The organism is Leifsonia sp. McL0627, assembly GCF_058244615.1.
Genome location: NZ_JBZCGM010000002.1, coordinates 114,354 through 128,357, shown reverse-complemented (window position 1 = coordinate 128,357; position 14,004 = coordinate 114,354). Strand labels below are relative to the sequence as shown.

The window sequence follows — 14,004 nt, the reverse complement described above, 5'->3', positions numbered from 1 at the left end:
CCGAGAACGTCGTCGCCGAGTCAGCATCGAGCCCACAGACATCTCTGGGGGTTGCACGCATGCTCGAAGGTCTCACTCGTCGTCCGTCCGTCCGTCCGAATCGTGGGGGTGAACATCCACGGCTGCTGCGTCTGGCGGCACTCGGCACAGTGGTCGCCTTGGCAGCCGTCGGGCTGAGCGCTCTCCCGGCGCAGGCGGCGCCCGGGGACACGTCCAGTGCGTCCGGGCAGTATCTGAGCGGCTCGCTCCTCGGACTCGACGCGGCCCTGGTCGCCTCGCTCGGCGGTGAGACGGCGACGAGCTCCGGCACCGATTCCACCAACGCGAACAACCTCGATGTCGGTGTGCTCGGCGCGGTGACGCTCACGGCTCCCGGTGGCATCCAGCTCCCCATCGACCTCGCGCAGGCGGGCGTCGTGTCCCAGTATGCATCGGCGCTCGGAAACGGTTCGTCCGTCGGCGCCTCCGGTTTGACAGCCGCGAACGGCGACATCGGCACGGGCATCACCCCGGCGCCCGGGGTCGCTCCTGGTCCGCTGCACCTCAATCTCGGCCAGGCGGTCGCGTCGCTCGGCCTGCCGACGGCGACGCTGAACGAACTCGCGAACCTCGACCTCACCGCCGGCGTCACTGCGGCACGCGCGGCACAGGCCGCGCCGGCTGCGGCGACGGGCTCGTACTCGCTGGCAGACGTCGGCCTCACCTTCCAGAGCAACACCGTCGCCGGTCTCGCCGCCGCGATCAACGGCCAGATCGTGCCCGTGCAGAACGCGGTCGACGCCCTCGCCGGACCGTCGGGAACGCTGGCGAGCGCCCTCGGGCTGCTGAACGTCGGCGGTGTCCTGACCACCACGGCGACGGTCGACGCCTCAAACCTCCAAGCAGCGGTCGCCCCCTTGCTGACAGGCCCGATCACCGACCCGGCGTACCCGGGCGTGACGCTCGACCTCAGCACAGGAACGGTGAGCGTCGACCTCGCCGCCATCACGGCGCTCGAAGGCCTCCCCGCCAACACCGACCTCCTCACGGATGCGGTGATCACCGAACTCGGGAACCGAATCACCGGCATCGTCGGCTCGTTGATCACCAAGGTCACGGACACGCTGACGACGACGATCGACGGGTTGCCCGTCCACATCGCGTCGACGCTGCCGATCCTCGGAACGGTCATCAGCGTGGACGACACGATCGGCAACCTCCTCGCAGGCACCACGACCGGCGTCACCGTCGTGGGCATCCCGATCAACGCCGGCGCGGTCGTCGGAGCGCTGCTGACCCCGCTCACCTCGGTCGGCACCCTGGTCACGGCGATCGGCCCCGCGGTGGTCGCGCCGGTCGCATCCACGTTGGTCCCCGCTTTGAAGCCGGTGCTCAACGGCGCGCTGACCCTCACCGCCAACAACCAGGCGACGGCCGGCGGTGTCTTCACGGAGACGGCCCTGCGGGCGACCGTGCTGCCCGCCGCGTCCGCCCTGGTGCTCAACATCGCGAACGCGAGCGTCGGGCCGAACGCGATCGCCGCCGCGGCGGCGATCACGTCACTTACGCCGACGCATGGACCTGAGGCGGGTGGCACGCCGGTCACGATCACGGGGACAGGGTTCACGGGAGCGACGGGTGTGACGTTCGGTGGGACGCCGGGGACGGCGTTCACGGTGGTGAATGACACGACGATCACGGTGACGACTCCGGCGCACGCGCCTGGTGCGGTGGATGTGGTGGTGCAGTCGCCGAACGGTGATTCTGCTCCGGGGACGTTCACGTTCGACCCGGCCGCCGCGATCACGGCGCTCTCGCCGACGCACGGGCCAGACACCGGCGGCACGCCCGTCACGATCACCGGAACAGGGTTCACCGGCGCGACCGGAGTCACCTTCGGTGGAACGCCGGGCACGGCGTTCACAGTGGTGAATGACACGACGATCACGGTGACGACTCCCGCTCACGCGCCTGGTGCGGTGGATGTGGTGGTCCAGTCGCCGAACGGTGATTCTGCTCCGGGGACGTTCACGTTCGATGCCGCTCCGGTCGCCCCGGTGGTGACGGGCGTCGCGCCGACGCACGGTCCGGAGGCCGGTGGCACGCCGGTGACGATCACCGGAACCGGGTTCACCGGCGCGACCGGTGTCACCTTCGGCGGAACGCCGGGCACGGCGTTCACAGTGGTGAATGACACGACGATCACGGTGACGACTCCCGCTCACGCGCCTGGTGCCGCTGATGTGGTGGTTCAGTCGCCGAACGGTGATTCTGCTCCGGGGACGTTCACGTTCGACCCGGCCGCCGCGATCACGTCGCTCTCGCCGACGCACGGGCCAGACACCGGCGGCACGCCCGTCACGATCACGGGGACAGGGTTCACGGGCGCGACCGGTGTCACCTTCGGTGGAACGCCAGGCACCGCGTTCACGGTGGTGAACGACACGACGATCACGGTCACCACTCCCGCTCACGCGCAGGGTGCTGTGGATGTGGTGGTCCAGTCGCCCAATGGCGACTCGGCCCCCGGCACGTTCACCTTCGACGCCGCGGTCGTCCCGACCGCTCCCGCCATCAGCGGCGTCACCCCCGACCATGGCCCGGAGACCGGCGGAACCGTCGTCACCATCACCGGGTCCGGGTTCACCGGCGCGACGGGCGTGACCATCGGCGGTCTTCCCGCGACGAACGTGACCGTCGTCAACGACACCACGATCACCGCGACCACTCCGGCGCACGCGCCCGGCGCGGCCGACGTGGTCGTGCAGACCCCCGTCGGCACATCCCCTCCCGGCACGTTCACCTTCGTCGCCGTCCCGGCGGTCACCTCCATCGTGCCAAACCACGGACCGGAGACCGGCGGCACCGCGGTGACGATCACCGGCACAGGGTTCACCGGCGCGACCGGTGTCACCTTCGGTGGAACGCCAGGGACGGCGTTCACGGTGGTGAACGACACCACGATCACCGTGAGCAGCCCGCCGCACGCGGTCGGCGCGGTCGGCGTGGTCGTGGTCGGCGCCGCCGGGAACTCGCCGGCCCAACCGTTCACCTACGACCCGGTCACCACGGTCGGCTCCGTCGATCCTGGTTCAGGACCGGCAGGCGGCGGCACGCCGGTCACCATCATCGGTCATTGCTTCACAGGCGCCACCGGCGTCACCTTCGGCGGCGTCGCCGGAACACAGTTCACCGTCCTGAACGACACCACCATCACGGCGGTGACCCCGGCGGGCGTCGGTGCTGTGGACGTCACGGTCATCGGGTCGGCCGTCTGCGGCACCGGTGTGCTGCCGCGGGGCTTCACGTATGTGGATCCCAGCACTCCTGGAGGGTCGACGACCGCCGGCTCCGGCGCCACAACGGGCAGCGGGCTCGCGGACACCGGAACCGACGTCGCGGCTGCCGGTGGACTCGGAGCGCTCGCCGTGATCCTGCTCCTCGCGGGGGTCGGAGCGGTGACGTGGCGGAGGCGCAACCAGGCCTGACCGGGCATCCGGTGGGAGGCCGAACTCGAACGGAAACGGAGACGGACATGTCTGATGCGGAAACGGATGCGGGTGCAGCGCGGCAGGGACGCCAACAGGCAGCACGAGGGCTGAGGTCCCGCAGAACCAGGGCGATCCTGGCCGGCGGCCTGGTGCTCGGTCTCGGCGCCGCGGTCACGCTCGCGGCCTGGAACGACTCGGAGTTCGCGACGGGGACGTTCTCGGCCGGCACGTTCAACCTGGTCGGCAGCACAGACGGCACCACGTTCACCGACCATGCGACAGCGGGAGGCGCGGCGACACTCGGCTTCACCGTCCCGGCGACCTCACTGTCGCCCGGGTCCGTCACCTACGCGCCGTTCGCGGTGCAGCTCGCGGCCAACACCACCAACGACGCCATCGTCACGGTGTCGAGTGCGGCGACGACGGGCACGGTGACGCAGCTCACGTACGAACTCCTGCAGACCACGACCTTCGGATGCACGTCCGCCACCACCGGCACGGACCTCGTCCCAGCAGGCACAGCGCTCTCGACCGTGCCGGGCACACCGACGTTCCCGCTCACGCACGGAACCGGCGGAGCGGCCGGCTCACCGGCGTTCCTCTGCTACAAGGTGACGGCGGGCGCCGGCCTGGCCCAGGGGCAGACTGGGTCGGCGACCTGGCAGTTCCAGGCGGCATCGCAGTAGGGGCTCGCGATGACGATGCGGTCACCGTCCCGCAGCCGGAGGATTCGGGCACTCCGGCTGCGGGCGGTGCTGGCGGGCGGCCTCGTCCTGGGCGTCGGGGCGGCCGTGACACTGGCGAGCTGGACGGACAACGAGTTCGCGACGGGCTCGTTCACGTCGTCGGTGTTCGACACCCAGTCGAGTGTGAACGGCGCGGCCTATGCGGACAACAACGTCGCACCCGGACCGACCGTCACCCTCGCCGGGCCGTTCGCACCCGGCGTCTCCAGCTACTTCCCCGTCATGATCCGCACCAAGGCCACGTCGGTGGCGGGGACGCTCGTGCTCGACGGCGCCACCATCGGCGGAACGGACGCCGCGACGCTCGGCGCCGCGCTGGTCTACCGGGTGGTCAGCACGACGGGCGCCTGCAACGCCGCAGCATTCACGGGAACGCCGGCGTTCGTGGTCGGAGCCGCGGGCACGACGCGGGCGCTCACCGCCGGTCAGGAGGCCGGTGTCACCAACGCGGTGGCCGCCGCGACCGCCGGTGCGCCGGGAGCGCCGACCGGCTTCTGCTTCGAGGTCACCCTGCCTGCCTCCGCCCCGAACACCCTGCAGGGCAAGTCGGCGACCGCCACCTGGCAGTTCGCCGCAACCTCCAGTTAGGCCAGTGGATGCACGCCAAGCGCCGTTCCCGTCTCGCCGCCTCCGTGGGCAGCGTGCTTCTCACGCTCGCCGCGATCGGCGGTGTGGTGTGCATCCTGGCGGTGGTCGCCGCGACTTTCTTCCAGGTCAGCCTGGTGATGTTCGCGACAGGGTCGATGAGCCCGACGATCCCCGCGGGTTCGGTCGCGGTGGTGCGGCAGGTGCCCGCCGACCAGGTGCGGGTCGGGGATGTCGTGACCGTGGACCGGCCGGGGGAGCTGCCGATCACGCACCGGATCGTCGCGATCGGCCGTCCGGGGAGTGTTCCGGGGGCGAACGGCGTCGTCTCGCTCACTCTGCGCGGCGACGCGAACCGAACGAACGACCAAGCGCCGTACCTCGTCTCGCACGTGCGACTCGTCCTCGGGAGCGTTCCAGGCGCCGCCCCGGTGATCGTGTTCGTCTCCAACCCGGTCGTGCTCGGGGTGGTGACGGTGGCTGCTGCGCTGCTCGTCGGGTGGGCGTTCTGGCCGCGCGCGCAGGACGGGCAGGACGACAACGGGCAGGACGACAACGGGCAGGGCGGCGGGCAGGACGGCGACCCGCAGGACGACGCGCATGGTCCGGCCTCCGCCGCACGCCATCGGGCGGCGTCCGGGGTCGGCACCTCAGCCATCGTGATCCTGCTGGCCGCGGGCGCCGCCGCGACCGCCGCGCCGGCGCCCGCGCGAGCGGACACCACGGAGACCGTCGTGTCCGGCCGGTACATCACCCTGACCTCCATCGCCGACGCCGACGCGTTCGCTGCGCTCACCCCTGGCAACCCGGTGCGCTGGATCGTCGGAGTGGGTGCCCGGCCACCGGATCCGGCCATCATCCGGCTCGGCCTCAGCGCCTCCGGAGTTCTCGCGGGACCGCGCGGGCTGCTGGTCTCCATCGCGGCGTGCAGCACGCGTTGGGTCGGTGCAGGCTGCCCACGAGGTGCCGTCCCCGTACTGGCTGAGCAACCCGTCGCCGCCGTGCTCCAGGGTCTGCCCCCGGACGGCGTGCGCGAGCTGGGAACCATGCCGTCGTCGGAGGAACGCTGGCTCGCCGTCGACGTGACCCTGCCGTCCGGCTGGCTGCCCGGCAGCGCCGCGGCCCTCCGCATCCACGCCTGGGGCGCGGGCGACCGGGTGCAGACGAACGGCCCGCCAGCCTCGCTCGCGGGGACGGGTGGGGACGCGTCCGTCCTCCCGATCGCGCTCGCGGCAGGGGCCGTCCTCGCCGGTGCGGCCACGGCGGGGCTGGCGCGTCGCCGACACAGAGCGGGCACGCGATGAGACGGCTCGGCGGTCTCACCGCCGCCATCCTCGTGCTGCTGCTGCTCGCGGTGCCGTCGGTGCATCCTGCGGCGTCGGATGCGAGCTGGGTGAGGCCCGACTTCAGCACCGCTGCGGCCGCATCGGGAGTGCTGAACCCGGTGCCCACGGTCACCTGCGGCGCAGCCTCCGGCCTGATCGCGGTCGCCATTCCGATCAGCTGGACAGCTCCGCCGACCGGGGGAAACGCCGTGGCGCCCACCGGATACCGCGTCGACTACTCCGGCACGGCAGGCACCGGAACGCAGAACGTCACGACCACCAGCGCGAACATCCCCGGCTCGGTCCTCGCCGTCGCGGGTTCCATGACCGTCAAGGTCTACGCCACGTACGGCAACTGGGTCTCGCCCGTCGCCCTGCAGACGCGCACGATCACCGCTGTGCTCAGCGTGCTCGTCGTGGTGGCGTGGACGTGCGCGTGAGTGCGAGGTCCCGGGGCGTGGCGCGGCATCCGGAGTAGCGTTGGCCTGGGTCCGAACGCCCTGGTCTGCAACGGAATGGAGCACGCATGGAATACGTCAACCTGGGAAGCACCGGCCTGAAGGTCTCGGCCGTCATCCTCGGCTGCATGAGCTACGGCGTGCCGGACAGGGGCGCCCACCCGTGGAGCATGGACGAGGAGCAGAGCCGCCCGTTCATCCGGAGCGCCCTCGAAGCGGGCATCACGACTTTCGACACCGCCGACGTGTACTCCGACGGCACGAGCGAGGAGATCGTCGGGCGGGCGCTCAACGACTTCGCCGACCGCGACGACGTGGTCATCGCCACGAAAGTGCACGGCCGGATGGGCGCGAGCCCCAACCGCGCAGGACTCTCGCGGGCGCACATCCTGTCGGCGATCGACGACAGCCTCCGCAGGCTCGGCACCGACCATGTCGACCTGTACCAGATCCACCGCTGGGATCCGTCGACCCCCATCGAGGAGACGATGGAGGCGCTGAACGACGTGGTCCGCTCCGGCAAGGCGCGCTATATCGGAGCGTCGTCAATGTGGGCGTGGCAGTTCGCCAAGGCGCAGCAGCTCGCCCAGGCCAATGGATGGGCGCGGTTCGTCTCGATGCAGGACCAGTACAACCTGTTGCAGCGCGAGGAGGAGCGGGAGATGCATCCACTGTGCGTCGACCAGGGCGTCGGGGTCATCCCGTGGTCGCCGCTCGCCCGCGGGATGCTCACGCGCGACTGGGGCACCGCGACCGAGCGCTCGGCCGGCGACGTGTTCGGTGCGACGCTGTACCGCGCCGAGGAGGAGTCGAACCGCGGCATCGTGTCCGCGGTCGCTGAGGTCGCGGAGGCGCGCGGCGTCTCCCGCGCGCAGGTCGCGCTGGCGTGGGTGCGTCAGCAGAGCGCGGTGACGGCGCCGATCGTCGGCGCCACCAAGCAGCAGCACCTGGTGGATGCTGTGGCCTCGGTGGAGCTGACCCTCACGGCGGAGGAGTGCGCGGCGATCGAGGCCCCGTACACGCCGCGCCGGGCGGAAGGCTTCTAGGCGCGCTTTCCACACTCGCATCCACAGGCCGCGCCGTCGACGAGCGCGAGACGCCAGTATCTGCGCCGAGATCGGGTGATTTCTGCGCAGTTACTAGTATCTCACGGGCAATGCTGAACACCGGTCCTGAGCGGACGGCTATCCGGCGGGCGGTGCCGGGGTGTAGGAATCAGGGGTGAGCGTCCCCACTCGCAGTGCCCCCGGCGGCGTCCTCCGCGCAGCCGGGAGCGTCCTCCGCGCAGCGGAGACCGTCGCCCGCAAGGCCGGGATCTGGGCGCTCGACTACGTGTACGCGGTCCGACACCAGGTGCGGGCGGTGTTCCGCCGCGACGATCCGGCCGTGCTGGCGGTCGGGCGACCCGGCGCATCCACTGTGCTGCTGCTGCCGGGCATCTTCGAGACGTGGCGGTTCATGCTGCCGCTCGCGCGCCACCTGCACGAACGCGGGCACGCCGTGCACGTCGTCACCGCGCTCGGCCGCAACGGGGCGACCATCGACGATGCAGCAGAGGTGGCCTCCGCCTACCTCACCGAGCACGACCTGCGCGCGGTGACCATCGTCGCCCACAGCAAGGGCGGTCTGGTGGCGAAGCGGCTGATGTCGTCGGAGGCGGGCTCTCGAGTGCGCCTGACGGTCGCGGTGAGCACGCCGTTCTCCGGCTCGGTGTACGCGCGCTTCCTGCCGACGCGCAGCCTCCGCGCTCTCGCGCCGACCGACGAGGCCCTGATGCGCCTCGCCGTTGAGAGCGCCGCGAACGAGCGGATCGTGTCGGTCTACGGCTGGTTCGACCCGCACATCCCGGGCGGCTGCGCGCTCGCCGGGGCACGGAACGTCGAGCTGCCGGTGGGTGGGCATTTCCGCATCCTGGCCAGCCGGGAGCTGCTGGACGTCGTGGACGAGTGCGTGGGAGTTATATAGTTAACGCATATAAAACACCCATCTCCGAAGGATTTCCCCTGTGGCCCGCTCAGGCATGTTCACCAAAGACCACCCGCACTACAAGTGGGTCGCACTCAGCAACACCACGCTCGGGATGCTCATGGCGACGATCAACTCGTCGATCGTCATCATCTCCCTCCCCGCCATCTTCACCGGCATCAAGCTCAACCCGCTCGAACCGGGCAACGTCTCCTATCTGCTCTGGATGCTGATGGGCTACATGCTCGTCACGGCCGTCCTCGTCGTGATGTTCGGGCGGATGGGCGACCAGTTCGGCCGCGTCAAGATGTACAACCTCGGGTTCGTCATCTTCACCGTCGCCGCCATCGCGCTGTCGCTCGACCCGTTCACCGGGGGACCGGCGGCCATGTGGCTGATCGTCTGGCGGTTCGTGCAGGGCATCGGCGGCGCGGCACTGTTCGCGAACTCGACCGCCATCCTCACGGATGCGTTCCCCGCCAACAAGCGCGGGTTCGCCCTCGGGCTCAACCAGGTGGCGGCCATCGCCGGGTCGTTCATCGGTCTGATCGTCGGCGGCATCCTGGCTGAGATCGACTGGCGGGCCGTGTTCTTCGTGTCCGTCCCGATCGGGATCGTCGGCACCATCTGGTCGTACAAGTCGCTGCACGAGGTGGGGCAGAAGAACCCGGGCCGCATCGACTGGCTCGGCAACGGGACCTTCGCGGTCGGCCTCATCGCGCTGCTCACCGGCATCACATACGGCATCCAGCCATACGGCGGCGCCTCGCAGGGCTGGGGCAACCCGTGGGTGCTCGGCGCGATCATCGGCGGACTCCTGCTGCTGGCCGCGTTCGTCCTGATCGAGCTGCGGGCGAAGTCGCCGATGTTCGACATGCGGCTGTTCCGCATCCGGGCGTTCGCCTCCGGGATCTTCTCCGGGTTCCTCGCCGCCATCGGGCGAGGCGGTCTGCAGTTCATGCTGATCATCTGGCTGCAGGGCATCTGGTTGCCGCTGCACGGCTACAGCTACGAGTCGACGCCGCTCTGGGCCGGCATCTACATGCTGCCGATCACGATCGGCTTCCTGATCGCCGGGCCGATCTCCGGCGCGCTCTCCGACCGGTACGGCTCGCGCCTGTTCGCGACGGTAGGACTCTCCATCGTGGCCGCGACCTTCATCGGGCTGCTGCTGATCCCGGTGAACTTCGACTACTGGCAGTTCGCGGTGCTCACCGGCCTCAACGGCATCGGGTCCGGTCTGTTCTCGTCGCCGAACCGCACGGCCATCATGAACAGCGTGCCCGCGAACGAGCGGGGGGCCGCATCCGGGATGGCCGGCGTCGCCCTCAACGCCGGAAGCTCGCTGTCCATCGGCATCTTCTTCTCGCTGATGATCGCCGGACTCTCGGTCGCCCTGCCGTCCGCGCTCACGAACGGCCTCGCGGCCCACGGGGTGCCGCATCCTGTCGCTGCGCAGGTCGGGGCGACGCCTCCGGTCGGCAGTCTGTTCGCGGCGTTCCTCGGCTACAACCCCATCGCGAGCCTGCTCGGCCCGACCGGTGTGCTCAGCAGCCCCCACGTGGATGCGGCGACCCTGACAGGCAAAGAGTTCTTCCCCCAGCTCATCTCCGGGCCGTTCCACGACGGCCTTGTGGTCGTGTTCATCGCGGCGGCCATCATGAGCGTCATCGGCGCCGTGGCGTCATTCCTCGGCGGCGGCAAGTATGTTCATGAGGAGAAGGTGGCCGAAACGTCGGCGACCGCGGAGGAAGGCGAGGAAGTCGGTGCCAGCCGGGCTTAGCGTGAAGGAACGTCCATGGTGACGGATGGCGGCAGTGGCGCGCTCGACGACGGGCGTGGTGCGCTCGCCGATGGACGCTCGGCGCTCGACGACGACGACCTCGCGGGCCGCTTGGCGCTCGCCGTCGGCCGCCTCAACCGCCGGATGCGTTCCTCCACCGGCGACCTGAGTCACGGCCAGCTGTCCGCACTGTCCACCATCGTGCGCCGCGGGCCACTGCGCCCCGGCGAGCTGGCCGCCATCGAAGTAGTGGCCGCCCCGACGATCACCCGCGTCGTCTCCGATCTGGAGGCGCGCGGCCTGGTACAGCGCCAGCCGGACCCCGCCGACGGCCGCTCCTCCTTCGTCAGCGGAACCGAGGCAGGCATCGACCTGCTGCTGCGCGCCCGCTCCGACCGCGCCCGCGCCGTTCAGGCGATCCTCGCGGAGCTGACGCCAGCCCAGGTCGCGTCCCTCTCCGCGGCGCTCCCCGCCCTCGAGTCCGCCGCGCACCTCACGCCCTGAGCCGGGCGCCGGGCGGCGGGCGGCGCTACTCCCGGGGCGGCCGCTTCGGGTCGAGCCCTGGCCGCGCCGCGATGATCGGGTGCGCGCCCGTGAAGCCCTCCCGCGCCTGCGCGATGGCCAGGATGCGCTTGCGCTGCGCGAACCAGCCGAGCACCAGCAGCGGGATGATGATGATCAGCGACGCGACCGTGAACGTCCCCGTGGGGTAGTCGAACGCCATCAGCACCAGCACGGCCGCCAGGAACGCGAGCGTCAGCCACGCCGTGTACGGCGCCCCGAACAGCCGGAACGCCGGGCGGACCAGCTTGCCCTGCAGCGCCCACCGCCGCAGTTGCATCTGGCAGATCACGATCATCCCCCAGCTGGTGATGATGCCGAGCGAGGCCACGTTCACCACGATGTTGAACGCCTCCTCCGGCACGATCAGGTTGAGGAAGACGCCCAGGATGCCGATGGACCCGGTGAGCAGGATGCCGCCGTACGGCACGCCGCGCTTGTTCATCCGGCCGGTGAAGGTCGGCGACGCCCCGGTCTGCGCCATCGAGTGCAGGATGCGCCCGGTCGAGTACATCCCGGCGTTCAGGCTGGACAGGGCGGCGGTGAGCACGACGAAGTTCATGATCGAGCCGATCACCGCGCTCAGTTCGGGCGAACCCAGGTGGCTGAAGAAGGTCACGAACGGGCTCTCGTCCGCGCTGTACACGTGCGAGGGGAGCAGCAGCGACAGCAGCAGCACCGAGCCGCAGTAGAACACCGCGATGCGCAGCACCACGCTGTTGATCGCCCGCGGCATGATCTTCTCCGGGTGCTCCGTCTCACCGGCCGCGATGCCGACGAGCTCGACGCCCGCGTACGCGAACACGACGCCCTGGATGAGCACGATCGCCATCCCGATCGTCGCGAAGCCGTGCGGGAGCAGGCCGCCGTTCTGCGCGAGCATCTCGAGTCCGGTCGCGCCCTGGTCTGTCGGCCAGCCGAAGGCGAGCACGACGATGCCCACGATCAGGAACAGCACGAGCGCCGTCACCTTGATGAGCGCGAACCAGAACTCCATCTCGCCGAACACTTTCACCGAGATGAGGTTGAGGCTCACCACGACGACGAGCGCGATCAGCGCCAGCAGCCACTGCGGCACGGAGGTGAACACGCTCCAGTACTTCACGTAGAGCGCGATGGCCGTGGAGTCGACGATGGCCGTCATCGCCCAGTTGAGGAAGTACATCCACCCGGCGACGTACGCCATCTTCTCGCCGTAGAACTCGCGGGCGTACGAGACGAACGACCCGGAGGACGGCCGGTGCAGCACCAGTTCGCCGAGCGCGCGCAGCACCAGGAACGCGAAGAATCCGCACAACGCGTAGACGAAGACGAGGATCGGGCCGCCCTGTTCGAGCCGCCCTCCCGCTCCGAGGAAGAGCCCGGTGCCGATCGCGCCGCCGATGGCGATCATCTGCACCTGTCGCGGTTTGAGGCTCTTGTGGTAGCCCTCCTGCTCACTCGCGAAGTCTTGAACCGCCTGGCTCATGTCTCCGACGTGTTCGCGGTTGTTCTCGAGTTCGTCGGCCGGATCGTGCTGCGTCATAGCAAGCCCCCTCGTGTTTCAGTTGTTCACCTTAGTGAACGATCGGCGTTCAAGCGACTGCGAGCATCCCGGCGGCGGTCACCGCGAGCGCGAGCCCCACCCACTGGATGGGCGCGATCCGCTCCCGGAGCACCGCCGCGGCGAGCACGATCGTCCCCGCCGGATAGAGCGCGATCAGCACCGAGAACGCCGCCAAATCGCCCACCCGCAGCCCGAACAGCATCAGGATGTTCGCGGCCGTGTCGAGCACACCGCAGGCGAGCGCGAACGGGAGCCCCGGCAGCCAGCCGGAGGCGATGGTGGGCCGGTCGGCGGGCTGGAGGAGCGCATCCGGAGGGGCGGAGTGGGCGGAGTGGGCGGAGTGGGCGGAGCCCGCGGCGACGCTGACCGGCGTGTGGCTGCGCGCCCGGCTGCGCAGCGCGAGCAGCCCCACCACGGTCAGCATGATCACCCCGTTGACCCCGCGGTTCATCACCAGTGGCACCAGCCCGGACGAGTGCGGCGTCTGGTCGATGATGATGAGGAACGCCCCGATCATCGCGCCGGAACCGACCGCCATCAGGATGCCGCGGAGGCTCGGCCGCACCGCCCCCTTCTCCGGGACGAACCCGACGAAGACCACGGCGACGAGCGCGAGGCAGAGTCCGACGTACCCGATCGGCCCGAACTGCTCCCCGCCGAGCAGCCCCCAGGTCATCGGGACGACCGCGGAGACGAGCGCTGTCAGCGGCGACAGGATGCTCATCGGCCCGATCGCGAGGCACGCGTACAGCAGCGAGATGGCGATGGCGCCCGTCACACCGGAGAGCGCTCCCCAGCCGACCGCGGCCGCAGACCATTCGCCTCCGACGAACGGCAGGGCGATGAGCAGCAGCACCAGCCCGGACAGCGCTGCGATCGCGGTGACCCTGATCGCGCTGATCCGCCGGGCGGCGATCCCGCCGAGGAAGTCGGCTGAGCCGTAGACGAACGCTCCGACCAGTCCGAGGACGGCGGTGAGCATCAGCTCCCGGCGAGCCGGTAGACGTGCAGCACGGCGCCGCTGTCGAACCGTTCGAGTTCGGTGAGCTCGAACGACCACTTCTCTCGGTCGTCGGGGAAGATCCGCAGACCGCCGCCGACGAGCACCGGGTATGTCAGCAGGCGCAGCTCGTCGACGAGCCCCCAGACCAGCAGCGAACGGGCGAGGGTCGCGCTGCCCGCGACCAGGATGGGTCCTCCGTCGCCCGCCTTCGCGTCCGCGACCGCCGTTCGCACGTCGCCCTGGATGCGCGTGGCGTTCCAGCCGAGCTCGCCCGTGCCGCTCGCCGCGACCAGCTTGGGCATGGAGTTCATCTTGTCGGCGAACTCGCCGTCGCGCTCGGGCCACGCAGCGCTGAAGCCCTCGAACGTCTTGCGCCCGAGCAGCAGCGATTCCGCTTCGAGCGTCTCGCGCAGTTTGAAGGCGAAGAGCGCGTCCGTGCCATACGGCATCGTCCAGCCGGCGTGCGGATGGGTCGGTTCCCCTCCCGGCGCCTCGACGACCCCGTCGAGGGTCATGAACTCGGTCACGATGAGACGGCGCATGTGGCCGATGGTACCCGTCC

General features: G+C 70.1%; 12 protein-coding genes. 9 read left to right on the top strand and 3 right to left on the bottom strand.

The window, feature by feature from the left end:
* Nucleotides 1-59: 59 nt before the first annotated feature.
* From AC37TH_RS01015 to AC37TH_RS00975, 9 genes are all read left to right on the top strand, one after another.
* Nucleotides 60-3,467, top strand: coding sequence for an IPT/TIG domain-containing protein (locus AC37TH_RS01015; RefSeq protein WP_490762492.1), 3,408 nt, complete (start codon nucleotides 60-62; stop codon nucleotides 3,465-3,467).
* Between the two features lie 47 nt (nucleotides 3,468-3,514).
* The gene (locus AC37TH_RS01010) at nucleotides 3,515-4,156 is read left to right on the top strand and encodes a SipW-dependent-type signal peptide-containing protein (RefSeq protein WP_490762491.1); all 642 of its coding nucleotides are present in this window, start codon (nucleotides 3,515-3,517) and stop codon (nucleotides 4,154-4,156) included.
* A 9-nt stretch (nucleotides 4,157-4,165) separates the two neighbouring features.
* Nucleotides 4,166-4,804, top strand: a complete 639-nt coding sequence (locus AC37TH_RS01005; RefSeq protein ID WP_490762490.1) for a SipW-dependent-type signal peptide-containing protein — start codon at nucleotides 4,166-4,168, stop codon at nucleotides 4,802-4,804.
* 8 nt (nucleotides 4,805-4,812) lie between these two features.
* Complete coding sequence (locus AC37TH_RS01000; protein ID WP_490762489.1) at nucleotides 4,813-6,105, top strand: signal peptidase I; 1,293 nt, start codon at nucleotides 4,813-4,815, stop codon at nucleotides 6,103-6,105.
* The gene (locus tag AC37TH_RS00995; protein ID WP_490762488.1) at nucleotides 6,102-6,566 is read left to right on the top strand and encodes a hypothetical protein; all 465 of its coding nucleotides are present in this window, start codon (nucleotides 6,102-6,104) and stop codon (nucleotides 6,564-6,566) included. Before AC37TH_RS01000 ends, AC37TH_RS00995 begins: the two co-directional genes overlap by 4 nt.
* 86 nt (nucleotides 6,567-6,652) lie before the next feature.
* A complete protein-coding gene (locus AC37TH_RS00990; protein ID WP_490762487.1) occupies nucleotides 6,653-7,630 on the top strand; it encodes an aldo/keto reductase in 978 nt (325 codons plus the stop codon).
* Between the two features lie 175 nt (nucleotides 7,631-7,805).
* Nucleotides 7,806-8,549, top strand: a complete 744-nt coding sequence (locus AC37TH_RS00985; RefSeq protein WP_490762486.1) for an esterase/lipase family protein — start codon at nucleotides 7,806-7,808, stop codon at nucleotides 8,547-8,549.
* Between the two features lie 40 nt (nucleotides 8,550-8,589).
* Complete coding sequence (locus AC37TH_RS00980; RefSeq protein ID WP_490762485.1) at nucleotides 8,590-10,332, top strand: MFS transporter; 1,743 nt, start codon at nucleotides 8,590-8,592, stop codon at nucleotides 10,330-10,332.
* 15 nt (nucleotides 10,333-10,347) lie between these two features.
* Nucleotides 10,348-10,836 carry a MarR family winged helix-turn-helix transcriptional regulator gene (locus AC37TH_RS00975; protein WP_490762484.1) on the top strand — a complete coding sequence of 163 codons (489 nt, stop codon included), beginning with the start codon at nucleotides 10,348-10,350 and terminating at the stop codon, nucleotides 10,834-10,836.
* Nucleotides 10,837-10,861: 25 nt separating this feature from the next.
* Here the strand turns inward: AC37TH_RS00975 and AC37TH_RS00970 are convergent, their stop codons facing one another.
* The 3 genes from AC37TH_RS00970 to AC37TH_RS00960 all read right to left on the bottom strand — a co-directional run bounded on the left by AC37TH_RS00970 (nucleotide 10,862) and on the right by AC37TH_RS00960 (nucleotide 13,984).
* Nucleotides 10,862-12,361 carry an amino acid permease gene (locus AC37TH_RS00970; protein WP_490763838.1) on the bottom strand — a complete coding sequence of 500 codons (1,500 nt, stop codon included), beginning with the start codon at nucleotides 12,359-12,361 and terminating at the stop codon, nucleotides 10,862-10,864.
* Between the two features lie 106 nt (nucleotides 12,362-12,467).
* Nucleotides 12,468-13,421 (bottom strand): EamA family transporter, encoded by a 954-nt coding sequence (locus tag AC37TH_RS00965; protein WP_490762483.1) that lies wholly within the window; start codon nucleotides 13,419-13,421, stop codon nucleotides 12,468-12,470.
* Nucleotides 13,421-13,984: a dihydrofolate reductase family protein gene (locus tag AC37TH_RS00960; RefSeq protein WP_490762482.1), complete on the bottom strand. Its 564-nt coding sequence runs from the start codon at nucleotides 13,982-13,984 to the stop codon at nucleotides 13,421-13,423. Before AC37TH_RS00960 ends, AC37TH_RS00965 begins: the two co-directional genes overlap by 1 nt.
* Nucleotides 13,985-14,004 lie beyond the last annotated feature (20 nt).